The 24,572-nt window shown below is 56.2% G+C and carries 19 protein-coding genes; 11 read left to right on the top strand and 8 right to left on the bottom strand.

The features are described from left to right. Positions 1-40 precede the first annotated feature (40 nt). From QOL67_RS05405 to QOL67_RS05395, 3 genes are all read right to left on the bottom strand, one after another. A complete protein-coding gene (locus tag QOL67_RS05405) occupies positions 41-1,177 on the bottom strand; it encodes a BamA/TamA family outer membrane protein (RefSeq protein WP_283424949.1) in 1,137 nt (378 codons plus the stop codon). 23 nt (positions 1,178-1,200) lie between these two features. Beyond that, on the bottom strand, positions 1,201-3,483 hold the full coding sequence (locus QOL67_RS05400) for a mechanosensitive ion channel family protein (protein WP_283424948.1): 2,283 nt from the start codon (positions 3,481-3,483) through the stop codon (positions 1,201-1,203). Between the two features lie 286 nt (positions 3,484-3,769). After that, the gene (locus QOL67_RS05395; protein WP_283424947.1) at positions 3,770-4,675 is read right to left on the bottom strand and encodes a LysR family transcriptional regulator; all 906 of its coding nucleotides are present in this window, start codon (positions 4,673-4,675) and stop codon (positions 3,770-3,772) included. Between the two features lie 380 nt (positions 4,676-5,055). Here QOL67_RS05395 and QOL67_RS05390 point away from each other — a divergent pair, with 380 nt between their 5' ends. The 11 genes from QOL67_RS05390 (at position 5,056) to QOL67_RS05340 (ending at position 18,458) form a co-directional block, all read left to right on the top strand. Then, on the top strand, positions 5,056-6,666 hold the full coding sequence (locus QOL67_RS05390; protein ID WP_283424946.1) for a putative bifunctional diguanylate cyclase/phosphodiesterase: 1,611 nt from the start codon (positions 5,056-5,058) through the stop codon (positions 6,664-6,666). A 214-nt stretch (positions 6,667-6,880) separates the two neighbouring features. After that, positions 6,881-10,297: an indolepyruvate ferredoxin oxidoreductase family protein gene (locus QOL67_RS05385; RefSeq protein WP_283424945.1), complete on the top strand. Its 3,417-nt coding sequence runs from the start codon at positions 6,881-6,883 to the stop codon at positions 10,295-10,297. 153 nt (positions 10,298-10,450) lie between these two features. Next, positions 10,451-11,353, top strand: coding sequence for a lysophospholipid acyltransferase family protein (locus tag QOL67_RS05380; RefSeq protein ID WP_283424944.1), 903 nt, complete (start codon positions 10,451-10,453; stop codon positions 11,351-11,353). 13 nt (positions 11,354-11,366) lie between these two features. Beyond that, the gene (locus QOL67_RS05375; RefSeq protein WP_283424943.1) at positions 11,367-12,179 is read left to right on the top strand and encodes a glutamate racemase; all 813 of its coding nucleotides are present in this window, start codon (positions 11,367-11,369) and stop codon (positions 12,177-12,179) included. 117 nt (positions 12,180-12,296) lie between these two features. Then, on the top strand, positions 12,297-13,325 hold the full coding sequence (gene argC, locus QOL67_RS05370) for an N-acetyl-gamma-glutamyl-phosphate reductase (protein ID WP_283424942.1): 1,029 nt from the start codon (positions 12,297-12,299) through the stop codon (positions 13,323-13,325). Positions 13,326-13,352: 27 nt separating this feature from the next. Next, complete coding sequence (ccmE, locus tag QOL67_RS05365; RefSeq protein ID WP_283424941.1) at positions 13,353-13,802, top strand: cytochrome c maturation protein CcmE; 450 nt, start codon at positions 13,353-13,355, stop codon at positions 13,800-13,802. Between the two features lie 144 nt (positions 13,803-13,946). After that, on the top strand, positions 13,947-14,558 hold the full coding sequence (locus QOL67_RS05360; RefSeq protein WP_283425459.1) for a holin-associated N-acetylmuramidase: 612 nt from the start codon (positions 13,947-13,949) through the stop codon (positions 14,556-14,558). Next, positions 14,549-15,103 carry a holin family protein gene (locus QOL67_RS05355; protein ID WP_283424940.1) on the top strand — a complete coding sequence of 185 codons (555 nt, stop codon included), beginning with the start codon at positions 14,549-14,551 and terminating at the stop codon, positions 15,101-15,103. The genes QOL67_RS05360 and QOL67_RS05355 overlap by 10 nt, the downstream gene beginning before the upstream one ends. A gap of 58 nt (positions 15,104-15,161) precedes the next feature. Continuing rightward, complete coding sequence (locus tag QOL67_RS05350) at positions 15,162-17,135, top strand: heme lyase CcmF/NrfE family subunit (protein WP_283424939.1); 1,974 nt, start codon at positions 15,162-15,164, stop codon at positions 17,133-17,135. Positions 17,136-17,143: 8 nt separating this feature from the next. Beyond that, the gene (locus QOL67_RS05345) at positions 17,144-17,614 is read left to right on the top strand and encodes a cytochrome c-type biogenesis protein (protein WP_430458940.1); all 471 of its coding nucleotides are present in this window, start codon (positions 17,144-17,146) and stop codon (positions 17,612-17,614) included. A gap of 67 nt (positions 17,615-17,681) precedes the next feature. Then, positions 17,682-18,458: an enoyl-CoA hydratase-related protein gene (locus tag QOL67_RS05340; protein ID WP_283424937.1), complete on the top strand. Its 777-nt coding sequence runs from the start codon at positions 17,682-17,684 to the stop codon at positions 18,456-18,458. Positions 18,459-18,463: 5 nt separating this feature from the next. Here the strand turns inward: QOL67_RS05340 and QOL67_RS05335 are convergent, their stop codons facing one another. The 5 genes from QOL67_RS05335 to gltX form a co-directional block, all read right to left on the bottom strand. Further along, positions 18,464-18,973, bottom strand: a complete 510-nt coding sequence (locus QOL67_RS05335; protein WP_283424936.1) for a DUF2087 domain-containing protein — start codon at positions 18,971-18,973, stop codon at positions 18,464-18,466. 266 nt (positions 18,974-19,239) lie between these two features. Beyond that, positions 19,240-20,133, bottom strand: a complete 894-nt coding sequence (locus tag QOL67_RS05330) for a calcium-binding protein (protein ID WP_283424935.1) — start codon at positions 20,131-20,133, stop codon at positions 19,240-19,242. 409 nt (positions 20,134-20,542) lie between these two features. Beyond that, complete coding sequence (locus tag QOL67_RS05325) at positions 20,543-21,403, bottom strand: calcium-binding protein (protein ID WP_283424934.1); 861 nt, start codon at positions 21,401-21,403, stop codon at positions 20,543-20,545. A gap of 292 nt (positions 21,404-21,695) precedes the next feature. Further along, positions 21,696-22,991 (bottom strand): citrate synthase, encoded by a 1,296-nt coding sequence (gltA, locus tag QOL67_RS05320; RefSeq protein ID WP_283424933.1) that lies wholly within the window; start codon positions 22,989-22,991, stop codon positions 21,696-21,698. A gap of 85 nt (positions 22,992-23,076) precedes the next feature. Further along, a complete protein-coding gene (gene gltX / locus QOL67_RS05315) occupies positions 23,077-24,492 on the bottom strand; it encodes a glutamate--tRNA ligase (RefSeq protein WP_283424932.1) in 1,416 nt (471 codons plus the stop codon). Positions 24,493-24,572 lie beyond the last annotated feature (80 nt).

The following is a 24,572-nucleotide window of genomic DNA, read 5'->3' as shown; positions in this document are numbered from 1 at the left end:
AGGACAGCGAGTGCAAAAGGGGAAGCCTTATAACGCCTCGTTAGAAGCGTTGGCCCACATAGATGTAGAGAAGGTCCTCTTTACGGTCGTTGTAAGACATGTCGACGGAAAACACGGCTTTGAACTTTTTGGAGAGTTGGAAGCGTAGGCCCAGACCACCTGCATACCGGACGTCGGAGTCACCGATGCGGCCGAGACTGCTGCCGGTGTTGCCAAAACCTGCAAAAGCCACACCAGAGAAGCGGCTGCTGATCTGGTGGCGGTATTCGGCCTGTGCTGAAAGCAGTGCGTCGTTGAGAAACTCGGTTGGGCTGAAGCCGCGGAAGCCGTCGGTGCCGCCCAGAGAGCATTGGTCAAAAAACGGGGTGTCTTCGCTGCTGGCGCAGCCTGCAAAGCGGGTCGCAATGCTGTTTTGATCCCCAATGGGCAGGTAGTGGTTGTAGGTCAGAACGGCCTTGCTGTAATCGCGGCCGCTGGCGTTTAGGATTTGGCCGTAGGTCAGCGCGCCGTCGAGTAGGTGGCCGTTGCGGGCGGAAAAATCGTCGTCACGGGTGTCCCACTTGGCCAGAAGGCTAAATGTGCCCACTTCGAGGTGGCCTTCGGGCAAAGGGGGCAGACCGGTTCCAGTGCTGTCATAGCCCAAAGTTGTGTCTAGATAGCGCATGGAGCCGCCAAACAGTAGGTCGGAGTTTAAGCCGCGCAGCACGCTGAGGTTGACGACGTCGCCGGTTTGGCGCACCGGCACCGGGGTGCCGCCGATGAAGAGATCATAGAAACCTTCAGCCTGGCCCAGGCTGGCGCTGACCTGCCAGCGGTTTTCATCCCAGACAAACTTGCCGCCTAACCCATAGGCGTTGGTGCCGTTGTCAGAGCGCATAACACCTGCGCCAAGGATGGAGGTGTCGCTGCCTTCATCAATGGTGAAGAGGTAGCCGCCACCAAGTACAAGCCCTGCGCCAATGAGAACGTTTTTGAACGGCACCGGAGCAACCACAACCGAGCCATTGCCAAAGCCCAGCGGGGTGTCTTGGGTTCGGGCGTCGTCGAGAGAGCCATTCACCATGTCGTTGGCAAACGGGTCAGCCTGAGCGGCGGAGAACGACAGGTAGGTCGCAAGCGCAGCGCCCGGAAGGATCCGGGCGGCTGCTTTGGTATATGTGGCAAGGGTTGCCGTCATGGTTTGTCCTTTGTGGGGCTGGATCAATCTGGCCCTTTGGAAGGTGTGGCCGCGGCTTGCTCTTCTTGCTGCTGCGCTGCTGCTGCCGCCGCGGCGGTGAGGGCGGCTTGATCTTTCTCTGGCAGATCCTTGGCGCCGTCGGGTAAGGCCACACGGACCTCGCGGCGGGCAAAGTCGATACCAGCAGCGTTGAATTCGGATTTCACCCGGTTGTAGATCTCTTTGCGGATCATGAACTGTTTGCCCGGTTTGGCCATGAACTTGCCTCGAATGATCATGCCGACGTCATCAAAGTCAAACACACCTTGCGATTTGAACGGCTGCAAGAAGTCGTCTTTGTAGAGTTCTTCCACCAGCATTTCCTGACCAATCTTTTTGAAGATCTTTTTGACCTGATTGGGGTTGGTGTCAAATGGCACGGTGAACTTGAGTTTCATAATCACCCAATCACGGGAATAGTTCGTGAGTTTGGGGATTTCGCCGTATGGGATGGTGTGCACAGGACCGCGGTGGTGGCGCAGTTGCATGGAGCGGATCGAGATTTTCTCAACCGCACCCATAGTGCCTTCGATTTCCACGTATTCACCCACGCGGAAAGCGTCATCCACCAGGAAGAACACACCGGACACCACATCGGTGACCAATTTCTGCGCGCCAAAACCAATCGCCAGACCGGCGATACCAGCACCAGCCAACAGAGGCGTGATGTCCACGCCAAGGTTGCCAATGGACAGGAGAGTGAAGACCACAATGATTGCGCCCTGGGCAGTGACCAAGGCCAAAGGCAGAACTGTGGAAAGTCGCGACGCACCAGCACCGCCCATTTCGTCGCCACCAGCGTCGTCCTGGGTCAAGCCAAGCGCCGTCATTTCTGCGGCGAGGCGGCGGTTGATGTAGAGGCTCATCGCCTCGTAAACCACATAGCCAACAATTACGGTCATGGCGAAGCTGAACAGATTGTCGCCGATGCCTGCGCCCTCCTGAAGCAAGCTCATCAGCGACACATTCCAGGCGCGGGTGATGATCATCAGGACAGCACCAACAGCGATCACGCGCCCGATGCGCACATAGCTGCGTTTGGTTGCGATATGGGCCTCTTCGGCAACTATTCCTTCGCCCTGCATTGGGGGGACCAGATGGCGCACCAACCCGCGGATGCCGGTGTCGATCACCGGGGCAATCAACAACCAGAACATGGTGGTATAGTGGGCGCCGCCAAGCAGAAGCTGAACTTTTCCTAGTCCAATCAATGTGGAGACCAGCACCCAAGTTGCACCGGCCACAGCCATTGCAAAGAAGGGGTAGCCGCGGGCGAGGGCCTCGTCAAATTCGGTGCGGTCTGGATCGTCACCGCGCATCATGTCGCTGAGGCCTTCGCGGGCGGTCCAAGCAACATACGCGATGTAGACATAGACCAGGGAGTCTAGCCAAAAGCCGATGCGGGTTTCGCCTGGGTTAATGCCGTTCAATTTGTTGAAGGCGACGACAAAAATGGTCGCGCCACCCAAGACGACAATGCCAATGATGTGGCGGTGAATAAACGCCGCCCAATGATCGCTGACATTCACCAGGCGCAGATCCGGACGGTTGGGGGCCATTAGGAAGCGTGAGAAGGCGGCGGCGATGCGTGGCATCCAAATCATGTAACCGATAAACGGAGCAACAAAAGTGACCTGCTGGGCGTCTAGAACGGTACGGCCAAGGGCTCGTACGGTGATATAGAAGATCACCAACCCAAAGATTTCCCGCAGGAAACGTTTTAGCAGGAAGGTGACGGCCTCACGCAGTGTGGTGTCGCCCTGCGCGGCCTCCGGGTTGCGCACTTTGATGACCCAAGTGCGTACGGCGTATTCGACGCCAAGGCCAACGGCGAGCAACAAAGCCGTAAGCCCAAAGAGGGTCAGCACACCGCCCATGCCCCCGTGCGTTTCGCCAAAGGCTTTGAACGCCTGAACTTGCGCTGGGATCAAAGCCGGGAGAGTGCGGAGCGCGCCCAGAAGCGGTTGGGAGAATGCCTGCCATAAGACTGTGCCACGTTCCACGAGGCTTTTGGGCGTGTCCTGCCCTGCTTCTGCCGCAGCAACGGCATCCAGTCGATCCAACAGCACCGCTCGGACTTCGTCATCAGACATACGTGCCACCATCGCGTTGATGGCGTCGGTTGTCATTTCTTCGGGGTTGATCTCTGCCACCTCGGCGGGGCTGGAGGATAAGGTAGTGAGTGGCACGCCTTGGGCCTGTGCCACTGTCATTGTTGTGACGCATAAGGAAAGCGTCAGAAGAATGCTCGAAACGATTTGTCTCATAAGGTACTCTACGATCAAAAAAAGATTGATTCAAAGAGATGACTTTTACGTGACTAGGTCAAGGAGTGTTCGCCTTACTTTGCAAATGCGAACAAGTAATTTCAGATTGTGAAATGCAAAAAAAAGGGCCGAGCATTAAGCTCGGCCTTAGTCCAACAGGGAGGTGAAGGTGATGAGCGTATAAGCAATCATCGCCTTCAAGAGATGAATTAGTAGTCAGTTTGCGAACCTTCAAGAGATATTCTGTCGCAGGTGCAGCATGCCCGCTATGCGCGCGTTGCATAGCTTAGGAAATGTCCTTTTCCCGCAATTGCTTGCGATGCAAAATGATCTCTTCCTGCACAAAGTCCCGGAAGGCCGCAATGCGCTTGGATTGGCGCAATTCCTCCGGGAAGGCCAAGTAAACTGGGACTTCAGCTGATTCAATTTCAGTCCCAACGCGCACCAAATCAGGAAAATCCTGCATCAGGTAGTCCGGCAAAACACCAATGCCGAGGTCGTGGCTCACCGCTTGCAACACACCAAAGTAGTTGTTCACGTAGAGCATCTTGGTGATGTCATTGGCCAGCAGGCTGGTGACAAAGCTGGCGCCGGCACCGACCTGCTCGGAGGTCACATTTTGGCAGATCAGGCGGTGCTCTGTGAGGTCTTTCAGGGATTCCGGTTCGCCATGCGTCTCCAGATAGCTCTGGGAGGCATAAAGGCGCATGCGCACGCTCATCAACCGTTTGCGGATCAGGTCTGCTTGACTTGGCTCTTTCATGCGGATGGCCACATCAGCCTCGCGCATGGGCAGATCGAGCACCTTTTCCTCCAGCATCAAGTCGATGTTGAGGTCGGGGTATTGCTCGTAGAGCTTTGCCAAGCGAGGGGCCAGCCAGAGAGTGCCAAAACCAATGGTGGTGGTGACACGTAATTCGCCAAACACTTCCTCTTCGCTGTCACGGATGCGCGCGGAGGCGGCATCCAGTCGTTTGTTCATCGCCGTGGTGGCATCAAACAGCAGCTCACCTTGTTCGGTTAGGATCAAGCCGCGGGCATGGCGGTGGAACAAGGTGGTGTTCAGGCTTTCCTCAAGCGCGCGGACTTGCCGGGACACAGCCGATTGCGACAGGTGCAGCACATCGCCAGCATGCGTGAGGCTGCCAGCGTCGGCAACAGCGTGAAAAATCCTGAGCTTGTCCCAGTCCATGTTGGCTCCGTTTTTTTGTTGTGTCTCATGTGGTTAGTTCTCAGTCAAAGAAAATCGTGTCCACATGAGCGGATGGAGGGCGGTCTTACGCCCTTGGGATGCTGAGCGAAAGTGAAGTTTTTGCGAAAAATCAGCTGCTTGGAGTGAAACCTATCCAAATGGGGAGGCGGAGCACCACATAAGGGTAGGCATCAAAAAACTTGGCATAGGGTGTTCGGAATTTGATCAAACAGATTTTGGTTGAAGATAAGGTGGTTCTCGCGTGGTTTGATCAAATAGGGCGCTGGATTCCTAGGAAATTTCAATCATCGGTAAGTTTTGGTTTACGTTTGGTTAGGATGCGGCTGTCACAAGCATTGTATCCAACACGCGAGGCAACAATGCGAGCATTTTCAAGGATCAAAGCCAAGCTCCGGTGGCATCACATGGTGCACGGCGGTATTTTCCTGTTTGCGCTCGTTTTGTTTCCTATCCTCGGTGAATATGAACTTTTTGAAGAGTTCTACGAGTACAGCCGCGAGCATGAAGACTGGGAGCTGGATGAGCTGGCACTACTCGTGGTATTGCTGACCGTCGCGCTTTTGTTTTCCGTGGTTTTTCAGGGGCGGCATTTGCGGAGCATGTCCCAAGAGCGTGAAGCAATGCGCAAAAGCGCAGAGGCGAATGCGCGGCATGATCCGTTGACTGGTGTGATGAACCGCCGTGCGTTCAAAGAAGTTGCGGAAGGTTTGGTGAAGGAAGCCAAAACAGCGGAAACCGTACGATACATTGCGTTGTTGGATTTGGATAAGTTTAAGCCTGTGAACGACTTGCATGGGCACGCGGTTGGGGATGCTACCCTGATTGAAGTTGCGGAGCGGTTGAAAACGGAAGCGGGCGTCGGCGGCACAGTGGCGCGGCTTGGGGGAGATGAATTTGCCATTTTGCTGGACCCTCTCGTAAACGCGGCGCAGGCGGAACGGGCTGCGCAACGATTGGTGCATGCAATTGCACGGCCTTTCCATTTTGGCGAAATCGGCGTGTTTATCGGCACGTCCGTTGGGCTGGTGGCATTGCGTCAAGGCGACGACATCTCCGAGGTGATGCGTCGTGCGGATAAGGCGATGTATGTGGCTAAAACTCAGGGCCGTGGCCGGTTTGCGTGGTATGATGCAGAGCAAGACCGTCAATCGATGGATCGGGAAAAGCTGGCAGCTGATCTGCGTGAGGCGATTGCACATGATCAGGTTGAGCCATGGTTCCAACCGATTGTGGAGATCGACGACAATCTTGTGAGCGGCGTCGAAGTTTTGGCACGCTGGAACCATCCGGAGCGCGGGTTCATCCCGCCGGGGGTGTTTATCGAGATCGCTGAAGACAGTGGCCAGATTGGCGCCTTGGGTCTCAGTGTGTTGCGACAGGCGTGTTCTCAGGCCAATGAATGGGCGCAACCGCTGACTGTGTCGTTCAATGTCTCTGGGGTTCAATTCAAAGACCTCAATTTGGTCCCGTCGATCCGTATGGTGTTGGAAAGCACCGGTTTTGATCCGAAGCGGCTGATTGTTGAAATTACCGAAAGCTCCGTGATCGACGATTTTGATGTGGCGCGAGAAAAGCTAGACGAACTCAAGACACTTGGCGTGTCGATTGCGCTGGATGATTTTGGCACCGGCTATTCCAGCCTTGCGTGCTTGCAGAACCTGCCATTTGACCGTTTGAAAATTGACCGCAGCTTTGTGACTGATATTTCGGATCATCCGCAAAGCCAGAAAATTGTCTCAGGCATTGTGTCGCTGGCACAGGGGTTACATTTGGAAGTGACCGCCGAAGGCATCGAGACGGTCGAGGATTTGGCCTATGTGAGCTATCTGGATTGTCAGCGGGCGCAGGGGTTTTTGTTTGAGAAAGCTGTTCCAGCAGCGCAGGTGGAAGAGTTGTTGGAGACCAAATGGGACGACCTTCCAACCGTGCCGCTGTCGTTGCCAAAAGCGGTGGGCAAATCTGCAGGCTAAGTTTTCTTGGCAATTGTTTCGGACTGGTGTGCAGGGGGCTGCGCGCCGGTTTTTTGTTTGTGATCAGATCACTAAGCCGTAGTTCTGCGGTGTTTTCTGTGCAACCCGGGAGGGTTAAAGGAACGAGTGTTCAAAAAAATGATTGCATAGGTCAGACTTTGTGACCTAATAAATTGCTTATATAGGAATGACCGTCCAGCGAGGGGAGCGCAAGATGAGTATCCAAAAGGTGTCTTTGAATGACCGATTGGACCTGACCAAAGATAGTGTGATGCTAAATGGCACACAGGCTTTGGTGCGGTTGATGCTGATGCAGAAGGCGCGGGATACCACAGCTGGGCTCAATACCGCTGGCTATGTAACAGGGTATCGTGGTTCGCCGCTGGGTGCGGTGGACAGTCAGATGATGCGGGCCGAGAAAGAACTCACGGCGCATGATGTGTTGTTTCAGACCGGGTTAAACGAGGACCTCGCGGCGACGCAGCTGTGGGGCAGCCAACAGGCAGAGCTGCGTGGCGAAGGTAAGTTTGATGGCGTTTATGGGCTTTGGTACGGCAAAGGGCCGGGCGTGGACCGCACCGGTGATGTGATGCGCCATGCCAACATGGCAGGTACCAGCCCCAACGGTGGCGTGCTGATGGCGATGGGCGATGATCACACCGGGGAAAGTTCCACCGTGTTGCATCAGTCTGAGTGGGCGCTTGTGGATGCCTATATGCCGGTTGTGTCGCCTGCCGGTGTGCAGGAGGTCATGGACTACGGTCTCTATGGTCTGGCGCTGAGCCGGTTTGCCGGGGTCTGGGTGGGGCTCAAGACCATGAAAGACACCATTGAAGCCACGGCGGTGGTGAATGGTGACCCGCATCGGTTGGACTTTGTTGTGCCTGACTTTGCGATGCCAGAAGGCGGTTTGAACATCCGCTTGCACGACACGCCGCACGCGCAGGAAGCGCGGATGATTGACCACAAACGCTTTGCCGCGGAGGCGTTTAGCCGGGCCAACAAGATGGACAAGCGGGTCTGGGGCAAGCCGGGTGCGAAAATTGGCTTTGTGGCCGCCGGTAAGAACTGGCTCGATCTGGTGCATGCCATGGACTTGCTGGGCATTGATGAAAGCGAAGCAGAGCGGCTTGGCATCACCACCTATAAGGTGGGTCAGACCTTCCCGCTGGATATGATGTCATTTGAGGAATGGGCCGAGGGACTCGACCTGGTTGTCGTCGTCGAAGAGAAGCGCAAGCTGATCGAGGTGCAGATCAAAGAAGCAATCTTTGACGACCGGCGTGGGAGACGGGTCTATGGTTGGTACAAAGGCGGCTATGGCAGCCTGGGGCGCGAGGAGCTGTTCCCAACCCGTGGGGCTCTTGATCCGATTATGATTGCCGAAAAGCTCGGCGACATTCTGGTCGAGGAAGGTCGGGGCACCGATGCGGTGAAGGCCGGTATGAATACGCTGAAAGAAGCGCAGCGGGCAGACAATGCCGAGGATATTGCGGTGCGTACGCCGTGGTTCTGTTCCGGCTGTCCACACAACACCTCCACCAAAGTGCCAGAAGGCAGTCGGGCTTATGCCGGAATTGGCTGTCACTATATGGTGCAGTGGATGGATCGGGAGACCACCGGCTTTACCCATATGGGCGGCGAGGGGGCCAACTGGATTGGCGAGGCGCCATTTAGCAAGACCAAACATGTGTTCCAGAACCTGGGGGATGGCACCTACAACCACTCCGGAGTGCAGGCCATTCGCGCGGCATTGGCGGCAGAAACCAACATCACCTACAAAATCCTGTTCAACGACGCGGTGGCCATGACGGGCGGGCAGGCCAATGATGGTGGCCTGAGCCCCCAGAAAATTGCCGACGAGGTGCGCGCAATGGGCGTGCAAAATGTGGCGGTGGTCTACGACGAAAAAGAAGACGTGGACCCTTCTGTGTTCCCGTCAGGCATCACCTTCCATGAGCGTGCTGAGTTGGCTGATGTGGAGAGAAAATTCCGTGAAATCAGTGGGGTGAGCTGTATTGTTTATGTCCAGACCTGCGCCAGCGAGAAGCGACGTCGGCGTAAACGCGGACAATTTCCGGATCCGGATCGTCGGGTGTTTATCAACACCGATATTTGTGAAGGCTGCGGCGATTGCGGGGTGCAGTCCAACTGTATTTCCATCGAGCCAGCCGAGACCGAACTGGGTCGCAAGCGCAAGATCAATCAATCGAGTTGTAACAAGGATTTCAGCTGCTTGAACGGATTCTGCCCGAGTTTTGTGACTGTTGAAGGGGCAAAAATTCGCAAAGGTGCCACAGCAGCGTTGGAGTTGCCGCAGATGGCGATGCCGGAGATCAAGCCGATCGAAGGCACCCATAACGTGGTGATTACCGGCGTTGGCGGCACCGGGGTTGTGACCATCGGGGCGATCCTGTCCCAAGCGGCGCAGATTGACGGCAAAGCGGCCGGCATGATGGAGATGGCCGGTCTCGCACAGAAAGGTGGCGCGGTGCATATCCATTGTCGCGTGGCAGAAACGCCGGAAGCGATAAGCGCGGTGCGCGTGGCCACCGGCGAGTGTGATGCGCTGATAGGGGGCGATCTGGTGGTGAGTGCCGGGGCAAAGACCTTGGGGCTGACATCAGAAGGCCGGACCGGGGCTGTGGTGAACAGTCATGAGATCATCACCGGTAGCTTTACGCAGGATACGGAATTCAAGCTGCCCACAGGCCGGTTGGAAGTGGCCTTGCAAGCCCGGTTGCGGGAAAAATTGGCTTTGTTTGATGCGTCGGAGCTGGCGCGGGTTGTGATGGGGGATGCGATTTTCTCCAACATGATGGTGTTTGGGGCGTCGTGGCAGAAAGGGCTTGTTCCAATCAGTCACGAGGCGATTGTTAGCGCGATTGAATTGAATGGCGCGGCAGTGGAGAAAAATCTGCGCGCGTTTGAGATTGGCCGGTGGGCGGTGCTGTATCCAGAACAGGCTGCGGGCATGCTGGCACCCAATGTGGTGCAGAAGCCCAAGACGCTAGAAGAGAAGATCGCCTTCCGCGCGGATCACTTGGTGAAATATCAGGGCCACGGTTTGGCAAGAAAATACCGCACTCTGGTCGATGGCATTGAGGATATCCGTCTGAAAAAGGCCGTGGCGTTGGGTTATCATAAACTGTTGGCCTACAAAGACGAATATGAGGTGGCGCGATTGCATTTGGAGACCCGAGCCAAGGCGGAAGAGGTCTTTGAAGGCAATTTTGAGATGAAGGTGCATCTGTCACCTCCCCTGTTGGCCAAAGAGGGTCCAAATGGGCGTCCACTAAAGACGGAGTATGGCAAAGGCATGATGCGTCTGTTCCCCATCTTGGCGAAGATGAAAGGGTTGCGCGGCACACCGCTTGATCCCTTTGGGCGCCATCCGGAGCGTAAGATGGAGCGAGCGCTGATCACGCAATATGAGGCCGACATGGCGCGAGTGATTGCGGATCAAGGTGCGAAAGCCTCTGACGCGGCGGTGGCATTGGCGGAATTGCCGATGCAGATCAAAGGGTTTGGACCAGTGAAGGTCGAGGCCGAGGCCAAAGTGGCGAAGCGGCGTGAGGAGTTGCTGGTTGCGGTGCAACAGGGAGATGCAATACAGGCAGCTGCTGAATAATCGCCTCAGTTCCTAAATGAAAACCAAAAAACCTGTCTGTTTTAGGCAGGTTTTATGATTTTTGATGCGTTAGCTTGACGCTACGGAAGGGGGTTAAAATTCCTTCGCAAATCTGTCATAGAGCGGCTGTGTTACTATGACTCGAGAGCTTCTATGACTTACGTGATCCATAATGCCCGTGACATCAGCTATGCCTATGCGGCGGAAACGCGCAGCGGCAAAGCGATGATCCGGATGTTGGAAAACTCCACCGGCCGGTTGCGACTTATCAAACGGGCGGCGGGCTATGAGGACGAAGTGGCCGCAGGGCGGGACTTCTGGGAAGTCATGCGTGAGCGCTATGGTTTGACTCTGGATGTGATTGGCGGATCGCTCGATAACATCCCTAAAACCGGGCCCGTGGTTATGATTGCCAACCATCCATATGGTATTCTGGATGGGTTGATGATGGGCTATATGCTCAGCAAGACACGTGGTGATTTCCGCATGATGGCACATCAGGTGTTCCGCAAGGCAGAAGATCTCGAAAGAATTATCCTACCGGTGAGCTTTGACGAAGACCGAGCGGCAGTGAAGTTGAACCTGCAGACGCGCAAAGTGTCGCTGGATTATCTCAAGCAAGGCGGGGCGATTGGGATCTTCCCGGGCGGCACCGTGTCCACGGCGGATAAACCGTTTGGGCGGCCGTTTGACCCCTATTGGCGCGGGTTCACCGCGCGTATGATTGCCAAATCTGAGGCGTCCGTGGTGCCGGTGTTTTATGACGGGCACACCAGCCGCTTGTTCCAGGTGGCCAGCCATCTGCATTACACCTTGCGTATGGGGTTCCTGATCCGTGAATTTAAAAAGCGGGTTGATACGCCTGTGCGTGTGGTGATTGGCGAGCCGGTGGAGCCGGCTGAGATCAAAAGCCGCGCCAGCGACACGTGGGAGCTCATGGACTTCCTGCGGGAACGCACCTATTCTTTGTCCCCAAAGCCGATCACCAAAATGGGCTATGGCTTTGAGTTTGAAGAAAAACATAAGCTTGACGGTCAGAAGGCCGAAAACAGGTAAATCGAGGTGCGGTGTGGCAGTTGGACTCTTTGACAGTGGCTTGGGTGGCCTGACGGTCTATGACGCGGTGAGCAAGCGTTTGCCGGATGTGCCGTTGGTATATTTTGGCGATAATGCTCATGCGCCCTATGGCGTGCGCGACGCCGATGACGTCTACAACCTGACCACCGCCGCCGTGGAGCGGATGTGGGCGGCAGGCTGTGATTTGATTATTCTCGCCTGTAACACAGCCAGTGCTGCGGCGCTGCGGCGGATGCAGGAAAGCTGGATTCCCAAAGACAAGCGCGTTCTGGGGGTGTTTGTGCCCCTGATTGAGGCGTTGACGGAACGTAGCTGGGGGGACAACAGCCCTCCGCGTGAGGTTGAGGTCAAACATGTGGCGCTTTTTGCGACACCGGCCACGGTGGCGAGCCGGGCGTTTCAGCGCGAGTTGGCGTTTCGTGCGATTGGCGTTGATGTGGAGGCGCAGGCCTGTGGCGGCGTTGTGGATGCCATTGAAGACGGCGATATGATCCTGGCTGAGGCGCTGGTGCGCTCGCATGTGGATGCGCTCAAGCGCAAGATGCCGGAGCCGCAAGCGGCGATATTGGGCTGTACGCATTACCCAATTATGCATGACGCGTTTCAAGCGGCTTTGGGCGCGGATGTAAATGTGTATAGTCAGGCCAATCTGGTTGCAGATTCGTTGGCAGACTACTTGGAGCGGCACCCCAAAATGATTGGGCACGGCACAGACAATTTGTTCCTGACCACGGGTGATCCTCGCAAAGTGAGTGATCGCGCAACCCAGTTTTTGCGACGACAAATCTCCTTTCAAGCCGCGTAAACTGCGGCGAGGGTGCGCAGGCTCTCGCAATTCTCATCACAATTCACTATTTACCCCGCAAGTGACGGGGATGGCCACGCGAATGCTGTGGCCAAAAGAAGGGAAGAGGTCGACAACATGACCCATAAAATCGCAATTCTTGGCGCCAGCGGCTACACCGGAGCAGAGCTTGTGCGTTTGATCGCCACCCATCCCAGCATGGAAATCGTTGCCTTGTCCGCAGATCGTAAGGCGGGCTTGGAGATGGCGGCTGTGTTCCCACATCTGCGCCACCTGACTTTGCCAACGCTGTGCAAGATTGAAGAGATTGATTTTGCCAATGTGGATCTGTGCTTTTGCGCGTTGCCACACGCCACTTCTCAGCGTGTTATCAAAACGTTGCCGTCTGATGTTAAGGTTGTGGATCTGAGCGCGGATTTCCGGCTGCGCGATCCTGATGAATACGCCAAGTGGTATGGCGGGCAGCATGACGCGCTTGAGATACAAAAAGAGGCTGTGTACGGCCTGACCGAGTTTTATCGGGAAGAGATCAAGACCGCACGGGTTGTGGCGGGAACCGGCTGCAACGCGGCGACCGGACTTTTTGCGCTCAAACCGCTGATTGAAGCGGATGTGATTGACCTTGATCAAATCATTCTTGATCTGAAATGTGCAGTGTCCGGCGCAGGGCGGTCCTTGAAAGAGAACCTCCTGCACGCGGAGCTGAGCGAAGGCAACCACGCCTATGCGATTGGCGGCACACACCGGCATCTGGGCGAGTTCGATCAGGAATTCTCCAAAGTGGCGGGGCGCGAGGTGAAAGTGCAATTCACCCCGCATCTGGTGCCAGCCAACCGGGGGATTTTGGCAACCGTGTATGTGCAGGGTGATGCAGAGGTGATCCATGCCACGTTGGCAAAAGCCTATGCTGAGGAACCTTTCATTGAGGTGTTGCCCTTTGGCGAAGCGCCGAGCACACGGCATGTGCGCGGCTCCAACTTCTGCCATATCGGCGTGACCGGCGACCGGATCGACGGGCGGGCCATTGTAATTGCGGCGTTGGACAACCTGACCAAGGGTTCCAGCGGCCAGGCGTTGCAGAACGCCAACCTGATGTTGGGAGAAGAAGAGACTGCTGGCCTGATGCTGGCGCCTTGTTTCCCGTAATTTGCGCGCAAGCGCTGGAGAGGAAAAATGAAGAGCCTCAAGAAGCAACGCCGGGTTCAGGTGATCATCCTGACCTTCGTAGCCCTGATCATTTCCACCGGTCTGATTGGCTGGGCCATGCAAGACGGGATCAATTACTTCCGTTCGCCAACACAGGTGGCGGAGGAGCCGCCAGGGGCCTCTGAAACCTTCCGGATTGGCGGGTTGGTCGAAGAGGGAACATTGGTGCGCGGTGACGGTGAGACCGTGCGGTTTTCCGTGACCGATGGCGGGGCCTCCATTCCGGTGACGTTTACCGGCGTGTTACCGGATCTGTTCAAAGAAAACGAAGGCATGATTGGCACCGGGAAATATGTTGACGGTGTATTTGTGGCGTCAGAAATTCTGGCGAAACACGATGAGACTTATATGCCCAAAGAGGTGGTGGACGCGCTGAAAGAGCAGGGCGTTTATGTGGAGCCTGAGCCAGAGAGTTAAGGCATTGCACCGATGATGAATTTGACCCCGTGGGCTGCGAAGTCTGCGGGGTTTTTCTTTGGTGCAACGGGCATCGTGCGCTGGGGTGGGGGCGGTTTAACGGACAAGTCGACAGGCTGTGTGGGAAGCACACAGGAGGTTGAGATGTTGGATGTTCGTCAAATTGCAAAGGAGATTGTGGCGCGCGAAGGTGGGTTTGTGAATGATCCGGATGATCCGGGCGGCGCGACAAATTTAGGTGTTACCTTGGCCACAGCACGGCGATTGGGCTTGGACAAAGATCGTGACGGTGATGTGGATGTTGCGGATGTGAAGCAATTGACACCAGCGGATGCAGAGGCAGTCTATCTGTGGCACTATTTTGAAAGGCCAAAGTTGGATCGGTTGCCAGAGGTTTTGCAGGCGTCGGTGTTTGACATGTACGTCAACGCAGGCAGCAATGCGGTGAAAATTCTGCAACGCCTATTGGGGCAAATGGGGCAGCAAGTTGCGGTGGATGGCAAGATCGGGCCACAGACCATAGCCGCCAGTAAAGTGGCGGCAGGTATGGCGCCCGATCATTTGGCAGATGCCTATGGCGTGGCGCGGCGGAACTATTATTTCCGGCTGGCGGACCTGCGACCCAAGTCGCGCAAATATGCGCGCTCTCGGGCCGGCAATAAGGGGGGATGGATCAAGCGGGCGGAGGAGTTCATCTCACCGCGCTATCACCTGACGCAGGTGGAATTTGAGAAACGGGTGGTGTCATGGGGATGATCGAGCGGGTGTTGTCGTTTGTGTTTGGCGGCGGGCGTAATGTGATCAAGGAAACCGCAGAGGTGTTTCGCGAGAATGCGGAGGGTGCAGCGCAACGGGCGCAAGATGTGCAGATTGCCGCCATGCAGGGCCATGCGGCAGAGTTTCGTGCGCAGGATCGGGGGCGGTTTGATCGGGTGATGGACGCGGTGAATCGCCTGCCGCGTCCGGCTATGGCCTTGGGTTGTTTGGCGCTTTTTGTGAGTGCCATGGTGGATCCGGTTTGGTTTGCGGCGCGCATGAGTGGCATTGCCTTGGTGCCGGAGCCGTTGTGGTGGCTGCTTGGCGTGGTGGTGAGCTTTTACTTTGGCGCACGACATCAGGCAAAAGGTCAAGAATTTCAGCGATCTATGACAGAAAACTTGAAGCGTGTACCCGAGGTGATCGACACACTTGAGGCCCTGGAAGGGTCTGTGCGGGCGGAGGCTCAATCTCCTATGGAAGGAGGCGAGAATCCGGTGCTTGTGGAGTGGCGCGAACATTCCAGTGGGGGCGCGACAAAGTGATCATCTGGCGGGTCCGATTTGCATTGGCCCCGCCCGCGCGTCGGCGTATATAGGGGCCATGATAGTAGAACTTGGCCACTTTGCCCTGATCCTCGCCGCCGTCACCGCATTGGTGCAGGCAATTGTCCCACTTGTAGGCGCGCAAATGCGCTGGCCCGGCTGGATGGCTGTGGCGGAACCGGCCGCAGGTCTGCAGTTCCTGTTCGCGTCGTTCAGCTTTGCGGCGCTGACGTACGCCTTTGTGACCTCGGACTTCTCGGTGTCCTTGGTGACTGGCAACTCGCACACGCTCAAACCGATGCTGTATAAAATCAGCGGAGTGTGGGGCAACCACGAAGGGTCCATGCTGTTGTGGGTGTTGATCCTGACGCTGTTTGGAGCCTGTTTGGCCTGGTTTGGCGGCAATCTGCCGCCTAGCATTCGGTCTCGCGCCTTGGCGATCCAAGGCGCTGTGGCTGTGGCCTTCTTTGCCTTCATCCTGTTTACCTCCAACCCGTTTGAGCGCATGGATGCGGTGCCGTTTGATGGTCGTGATTTGAACCCACTGTTGCAGGACGTCGGCCTCGCATTGCACCCGCCGTTTTTGTACCTCGGCTATGTTGGGCTTTCGATGGCCTTCTCCTTTGCGATTGCGGCGCTGATCGAAGGTCGTGTTGATGCGGCTTGGGGCCGCTGGGTGCGGCCTTGGACCTTGGCGGCCTGGGTGTTCCTGACCATCGGCATCGCGCTGGGATCCTGGTGGGCCTATTACGAGCTTGGTTGGGGCGGTTTCTGGTTCTGGGATCCGGTGGAAAACGCCTCCTTTATGCCTTGGCTTCTGGCGGCTGCTTTGCTGCACTCCGCCATCGTGGTGGAGAAACGCGAAAGCCTGAAGAGCTGGACCATCCTGCTGGCGATTATGGCGTTTAGCTTCTCGTTGATTGGGACATTTATTGTGCGTTCCGGTGTGATCACGTCGGTGCATGCCTTTGCCAATGATCCGGAACGTGGCGTGTTCATCTTAGGTATTTTGGTGTTTTTCACCGGTGGTGCACTGACCTTGTTTGCGGCGCGGGCGGGTCAAATGGAAGCCAAAGGTGTCTTTGGCGTGGTCAGCCGCGAAAGCGCACTGGTTCTCAACAATATCCTTTTGGCCGTGGCCTGCTTTGTGGTGTTCATTGGCACAATCTGGCCGTTGGTGAGCGAGATGTTCTTTGAGCGTAAACTCAGCGTGGGCGCGCCATTTTTCAATATGGCGTTCACGCCGTTTATGGTGCTTTTGGGGTTGGTCTTGCCAGTTGGTGCGATGTTGCCGTGGAAACGGGCAAAACTGGGCAAGGTGGTGAAACCGCTGGCACCAGCATTTGTTTTGGCGGTGGCGCTTGGTGGTTTGGCATGGACCATTCAGGGCGGACGCTCGCTGTTGGGGCCTGTTGGCTTGTTCCTTGGGGCGTGGCTCCTGATGGGCGCTGTGATTGACCTGATGTCGCGCACGGGCCGCGGGGCGCTGGGGGATCGGATTGGGCGTTTGAGCCGTCTGCCGCGAGCGGATTGGGGCAAAGCAGTCGCGCATGCGGGCTTTGGTGTGACCATCTTTGGTATCGCAGGATTGATGGCCTGGGAGCAGGAGGACATTCGTGTCGCTCAACTTGGCCAGCCATATATGGTTGGGGCCTATGAAATCACGCTGGAAGGTGTGCGCGAAACCGAAGGGCCAAACTACCTGACGACGATGGCGGACATCCGTGTGCGTAAAGACGGTAAAGACGTGACTATGTTGCATCCTGAGAAGCGCGTGTATCCGGTGGCGGCGATGCCAACCACGGAAGCGGCGATTGACTACCGGATTCTGCGGGACGTGTATTTGGCAATCGGAGATGCACAGGCAGATGGCGCGTACACGGTGCGGACCTACATTAAGCCGCTGACCAACTGGATTTGGTTCGGGTCCTTCCTTATGTCTCTTGGTGGGTTGTTGAGCCTGACCGACCGCCGTTATCGTGTGGCGGCCGGGGCGCGCAAAGCGCCGGCAGGTGGCGTACCAGCGGAGTGAGAGACATGATGACAACGCTGAAAACTTGGGGCGCGGCATTTTTTGTCGCGCTGATGTTGGCAGGGCCAAGTGCCGCTGTGCAGCCGGATGAGATTTTAGATGATCCGGTTTTGGAAGAGCGGGCACGGGACATATCCAAAGACCTTCGGTGTCTTGTCTGCCGCAACGAAAGCATTGACGACAGCAATGCCCAGCTTGCCAAAGACCTGCGGGTCTTGGTGCGGGAACGGCTTGTGGAAGGTGACAACAACGACGAAGTTGTCGACTTTGTTGTCGATCGCTACGGCGAATATGTGCTGTTGCGGCCGCGCACCAGTGGCACCAATATGGTGCTTTACGGCGCGGGACCGGTGATGTTGATCATCGCGCTGATCGTTGGATTTGGCTACACGCGCCGCCGCTCCACAGCCCGCTCACCAACAGAACGCACATTGAGCGACGAGGAAGAAGCGCGGCTTCAGGAAATCCTCAAGGAATGACGTCGGGTCCTGCTTGGAGCACAAGCAGAGGGATGCGATGACAGGGCAGGACGCGGAGAGGGACCCAATGGATTATCAGACAATTACTTATGACGTGACCGACGGTGTTGCCACGGTGACATTGAACCTGCCGGACACGCTTAATGCGATGACACAGCAGATGCGGGCGGAAATCACAGATGCGGTGATCGCGGCTGGTTCCGAAGCCCGCGTGTTGGTGTTGACAGGCGCAGGCAAGGCGTTTTGCTCTGGTCAGGATTTGGGTGACAGCTCCAGTGCAGCCAGCATGGATTTGGAGCGCACGCTGCGTGATGAATACATGCCGATGATCCGGGCGATCCGTGAATGCTCTATTCCAACTATCAGCGCGGTGAATGGTGCCGCCGCGGGAGCCGGGGCCAATCTTGCGCTGGCGGCGGATGTGGTGATTGCCAAAGAGAGTGCCTACTTCATGCAAGCGTTTTCACGCATTGGCCTGATGCCGGATGCCGGTGGCACCTATGAGTTGCCCAAGGCGATGGGCGCGGCCAAAGCGATGGGCGCAGCCCTGTTTGGGGACAAGATCAGTGCGCGACAGGCGGATGACTGGGGCATGATCTGGGAAGCGGTGTCAGATGACGCTTATGAAGTCACAGTGAAGAAGCGTGCGGCGCATCTCGCAAGTGGCCCGACGCTGGCCTACAAAGAGATCAAACGCGCCGTTCAGGACAGCTATGGCAATGACTGGACCGCGCAGATGGAACAGGAAGCCAAGCGCCAGGGCAAACTGGGCAAGACCCGCGACTTCCAGGAAGGTGTTGTGGCGTTCCTTGAAAAGCGCCCCGCGAAATACGAAGGGCGCTAAGTCCTTCACCGTTCTTTGAGCCGTTTCATGAGGGCCAGCGCTTCGGGCGTTGGCCTTTGTTCTATGCGGCGATAGACACGGCCATCGATGGTGCGTTCCGCCAGTTTGTGGTCGATGAGGGACCGGCGCAGTAGGACATGATCGTCAAAGTTGAGGCCGGTTTTCAGGATCTCGTTGACGTCTCTCTCCGTCAAATCTTTGTGCGCCGGCATCCGGGCCCAGAAGGTCCAGAGACAAAGGCCTTGTACTTTGGTCCATTTCGGCCAGCGGAACATGCGACCTGAATCATCAAACACACGCAGGGCGCGTTTGAGGGCCAATTCGTCCAGCGCGGTGTCCTCCGCGGGTTTGGCTGCTTTTAGATGTTGGTGGTTCTGAAACCCTGCGGCTTTGGCCACCAGCGCCAACATGGCGGCGTGGCCGGGCAGGGTATCTTGCTCGGTCAGAGACTTGCGCAGTGTTTTGGTGAAGGCTGAAACGTCGGCCACGTACAGAGGGATCACGTCTTGTGACATGAGGGCATCCTTTTGACATCGTGCATCCCGAAGTCGGGGTCGATGGCCGCCCTTGTCGACGGCACGTGCAAAAAGCATGCTGTCGAAAGATGTCTCGCAGGTTTAGCAAAGTCTGACTGACCGGCGGCGCCTGGGTGAACTGCGGACCCATGGCGCCGTGTTTAATTGTGTTTTTGGCCTGTGTCCAGCACGGCGGCGCGGCGGTTTGATCAATGCCCGCCGCGGCTGAGCCATCATGGCCAACCTGTTTGACCTCGAAAGCGGTCTTAGGACACGGTGATTTCGGCCAACTGCACATCATCGGTAGTGAGTGTGTCACTGTCGCCCTGCACGCGCAGCACAAGTTGGCCATCCGCATAGACCATTGTTTCATCGCTTTCAGTTTCCAAGGTGATGGTTGGTTCTGGATCACCCGCGAGATAGTGGACCTCGATGACGTCCTCGGCTTCATTGAAATCTGTGACAACGGGTACATTGTCCTCATCCTCGACCCAGTAGCCTACTTCGAAGTGATCATGGCCGGCGCCGCCTGTGGCAGTGTCGCCTTCGCCCACCAGCAGACAATCGTCACCGTCGCCACCGTCCAATAGGTTGGCTTCTGCCTGGGTTGGTGTAACGACCGCCAAGGGAGTGGACGGGTCTTCTGGGGTGTAGCGGTCGGCAATTTCGAGATCGCGGTTGAAGATGTCTGTTCCAACCAACTCGTCGTTGCCCGGGCCACCATAAAGAGCGTCGTCGCCACCGGCTCCAAACAGGGTGTCATTGCCGCTGCCGCCATGTAGCTCGTCATCTCCGGCACCGCCATGCAGAACGTCGTCTGAGGATTGTCCGTAAAGGGAATCCGCGCCGTCGCCGCCTAAGAGGTAGTCCTGGCCGTCGCGACCGCGCAGGCTGTCGTCGCCGTCTTCGCCGGAGAGGATGTCTGGACCATTCGTCGCATAAATTTCATTGTCGTTGTCAGAGCCTTCGAGCATGAGGCCGACCTCGCCATCACGTGTGATGGATCGGGATGTGATTTCGTCGTTAATGCCACCGTTGGTGTTGAGGTCGTTGTTGGTGTTGACGCCATTACCGTCGTCGCTGTCTCCGTCATCGGAACCGCCAAAATCAGCAATTGCTGCGATCCCCAGACCTGCGAGCAACAAACCCAAAAACATCATGTTGGTCTCTCCTAGTTTCGCGTCAAAATTGCACGCGTTTAGAAATGTGCTGGCCATCGGAAGACATTTGGATGAAACAGACGGCCCACTAGATGACATCCGCAGAATGTGGATTTGGGGGATCAATCGTTTGTTGCGCGTCTTCTACGCGTCCCAATTGGCTTCCGAGCCATGTCGTATGCAAGTTGCCTTAAACACGCTATGCGTGTCAAATATTTGAGGCACATTTGAACGGGATTGCACTCAATTCATTAGAGTCTGAGCAGATTGTTTCTGAGAGCGCATCAATGAACCACAATGAACGCGCCGAAAGCGAAAGGCCGGCGCGTATTTCAGGGTGAACGTCAATGCCTATGAGAAGTCGCAATGCAAGCTGTAGTGAAGGTGGAATGGTTGGCCACCTGCAAGATCACAGGGTAACGAAGGTCACGTCGGAGGCGTCAAAGTTGTCGACTTCATTGATGATGCGGACCATCAGGACATTGTTTGCAAGAATATGGGTTTCGCCCATTTCAACTTCGATTGTGATCTCCGGAGTGGGCTCACTGTCCGGCACAATGATGGAAATCACATCTTCATTCGGATCAAAATCTGTGATCACTGGGGCGTCGCTTTCGACCCAGTTTCCGATGTGGAAGGTGTCGCTGCCAACGCCGCCGGTAGCCGTGTCATGTTCGCCCAGGATCAATTGGTCATCTCCCGTACCGCCAAACAACACATCGGCTTCTTCAGTGTCAGAAGGTTCTTGCGTTTCAAGCTCAGTGTCTGGCTCACGTTCCAAATAGCTGTCGGCGACTTCGGGATCACGGTTGGTCACGTCCGCCCCAAACAGCCAGTCGTCGCCGCTACCGCCTTCTAGGGTGTCCTCGCCAGTGTAGCCGAAGAGAGTGTCATTGCCGTTGTCGCCAGAAACTGCGTCGTCCCCTTCGCCGCCCGTCATGTAGTCGTCGCCAGCACCGCCAAAAAGAACGTCGTCACCGTCACCACCATAAAGGCCATCTTCGCCGTCCTGGCCACGCAAAGTGTCATCGCCGTCTTTGCCGTCAAGCAGGTCGGGCCCGGCTGTCCCCGTCAGGTCGTTGTTGGAATCTCCGCCTTCAAGCAGGAGCCCATTGTCGCCCTCTTCGGACACGATCGGGGTTGTGGTGGTATCATCATCGGTTTCAGTGTCAGACGTAAAGCCAACGGCTGTGCTGTCATCGTCTGATCCATCGCCGCCCGATAGGCTGCTTGCCGCGAGTCCCATAAACAGTAGACCCAGAATCCACATCACTCATCTCCAAATTGCGACACTTAATAAGTGCCAAAAAACATATATTGTTGGGGAGGTCGTTTTCTCAACGCGATCGGTAAAAATTGCCATTGGACAAATTGCAGTTGCGAGACGTGTGACCAACCTTTCCAATTCTTTGAAATTTGGACACTGCTCCGCACGTTAAACGTGTATGAACTTGGGCTGGATCAAAGCCAAAATGGTCAATTTTGCGATTTGAGAGGTTGTGCAATGCAAAAACGCGCCGGAAAAGGTTCCGGCGCGTTTGAAGTTGTCAAAACCGTTTGGTTTAGCGGTTTTCGATGTCTGTGTAGGCGCGCACGTCTTCGCCTAGGTACAGCTGACGCGGACGTCCAATTTTGTGGCCCGGATCGGACAGTTGTTCTTTCCACTGAGAAATCCAGCCAACAGTACGAGACATTGCAAAGATTGGTGTGAACATTGAAGTTGGGAAGCCCATCGCTTCGAGAATGATGCCGGAGTAGAAGTCCACGTTCGGGAACAGCTTCTTCTCTTTGAAGTACGGATCGCTCAGCGCGATGCGCTCCAGCTCGGAGGCAACTTGCAGCAGTGGGTTGTCGTCGACACCCAGCAGCTCCAGCACTTCATCCGCGGATTGCTTCATCACAGTCGCACGGGGATCCATGTTTTTGTAAACACGGTGGCCAAAGCCCATCAGACGGAACGGATCGCTCTTGTCTTTGGCGCGCGCGATGAATTCCGGGATGCGATCCACAGACCCAATCTCTTTCAGCATCTCGAGGCAAGCTTGATTGGCGCCGCCGTGAGCCGGGCCCCAGAGGCAGGCAATACCCGCAGCAATACAGGCAAACGGGTTGGCACCGGAAGAAGACGCCAGACGCACCGTTGAGGTTGAGGCGTTCTGCTCGTGATCAGCATGCAACGTGAAGATACGGTCCATCGCGCGCGACAGGATCGGGTTCACTTCGTAGTCTTCGGCCGGCACGGCAAAGCACATGCGTAGGAAGTTCGAAGCGTAATCTAGGTCGTTGCGTGGGGACACAAACGGCTGACCAATTGTGTACTTATATGCCATGGCAGCAATAGTTGGCATTTTTGCAATCAGGCGATGTGAGGCGATTTCACGTTGAAGCGGATCGTTGATGTCGGTGCTGTCGTGGTAGAACGCGGACATCGCGCCAACCACACCCACCATAATGGCCATTGGGTGTGCATCACGGCGGAAGCCACGGAAGAACGTTGCCATTTGCTCGTGCAGCATCGTGTGGCGGGTGATGGTGGTTTCAAAGGTTTCCAGCTCTGTTGCAGTTGGCAATGTGCCGTAGAGCAGCAGGTAGCAGACTTCGAGGTAATGGGACTTGCCCGCAAGGTCACCAATTGGATAGCCGCGGTGTGTCAGAACACCTTCTTCGCCATCAATATAGGTGATGGTGGATTCACAAGAGGCAGTGGATGTGAAACCTGGGTCATAGGTGAACACACCGGCCTGGCCGTAAAGTTTGCGGATGTCGAGCACATCCGGACCGCAAGTAGGGGAGTGGATTGGCAACTCGTAAGATGCGCCGTCAATCGTAAGGGTTGCGGTTTTCTTGGCCTCGGACATGGCAGTTTTCCTTCCTATGTAGCCGGGGACGCGGATCGCCCCGGCGCGTTGTGTCTGCGACGTCTTAACGCCTGATTAACAGGCGTTATTCCGTCGCGTTATCTTTGGCAGCGTCTGTCAGACGCGCGAGAGATTCCTCGCGTCCCAGCACCAGCATCATGTCAAAAACGCTGGGGGTCGCAGCTCGGCCAGCCAGCGCCGCCCTGAGCGGACCAGCCATCTTGCCGAACTTGATTTCATTGGCTTCGCAGTAACTGCTCGTTACAGCCTCAAGCCCTTCACGCGACCAGCTAGCATTTTGCAGCTGCGGCGTCAAATCATTCAGTATACCACGGGATACTGAATCGAGGTGTTTGGCCGCCTTTTCTTCCACGTCAATTGGACGGGATGTTATTGAAAAGTGTGCTTTTTCAAGAAGATCGGGGAAGGTCTTCGCGCGATCCTTGAGGCAATAGAGCGCATCCCGTAGTAATACGGTCTGAGGCTCGCTCAGCGCCGGCTGGTCTGCGGCATCAAGGTAATTCACAATCTCTTGCAGCAATGCAGCATCCTCACTCACGGCGATGTGCTGGCCGCAGATGTTCTCCAGCTTTTTGGTGTCAAAGCGCGCCGGGCTTTTGCCAATGCTGTCCAGATCAAACCATTCTTTGGCCTGAACATCGGTGAAAAACTCATCGTCACCGTGACTCCAACCAAGGCGCGCGAGGTAGTTGCGCATGCCCGCGGCAGGATAGCCCATGGCTTGGTATTCCTGTGCACCAAGGGCGCCGTGGCGCTTGGACAGTTTTTTGCCGTCTGCTCCGTGGATTAGAGGAATGTGCGCATAAACCGGTAGATCCCAGCCCATTGCGTTGTAGATCATCATCTGGCGCGCGGCATTGTTGAGGTGATCGTCGCCACGGATCACGTGGGTCACGCCCATGTCGTGGTCATCTACAACAACTGCAAGCATGTAAACCGGTGTACCATCCGAGCGTAACAGGATCATGTCATCCAGCTGGTCGTTGCGAATGGTCACATCCCCTTGAACCTGATCGCGGATCACGGTTTCGCCGTCACGTGGGGCTTTGATGCGGATCACAAAAGGCGCATCCGGATGGGTGGAGGCATCCGCGTCGCGCCATGGGCTGCGGAAATGGGTGGATTTGCCTTCTGCGCGGGCCTCATCACGGAAGGCGGCAATTTCATCTTGAGTGGCGAAGCATTTGTACGCTTTGCCTTCTTCGAGAAGCTGTAGTGCAACTTCGGCATGGCGTTTTGCGCCTTCAAACTGGCTCACAACCTCGCCGTCATGGTCGAGGCCAAGCCAGTTCATGCCTTGCAGTATGGCTGTGGTGGCTTCAGGTGTGGAGCGCTCACGATCGGTGTCTTCGATGCGCAGCAGGAACTTGCCGCCGCGGCCGCGGGCATAAAGCCAGTTGAACAGCGCCGTACGTGCGCCGCCGATGTGCAGATAACCGGTGGGCGATGGGGCAAAACGGGTGACGACCTGGCCTGTCATAGCGGGTTTAACCTTTCAGTAACCATTGGGGTTCTAGCGTTGAGGGACTGTCTAGCGACACGGGTAAGAGAGGACAAGGC

Origin of the sequence: Shimia sagamensis (assembly GCF_900182745.1) — a bacterium.
Classification (GTDB): domain Bacteria; phylum Pseudomonadota; class Alphaproteobacteria; order Rhodobacterales; family Rhodobacteraceae; genus Shimia; species Shimia sagamensis.
This window is presented reverse-complemented; position numbering and strand designations above follow the sequence as displayed.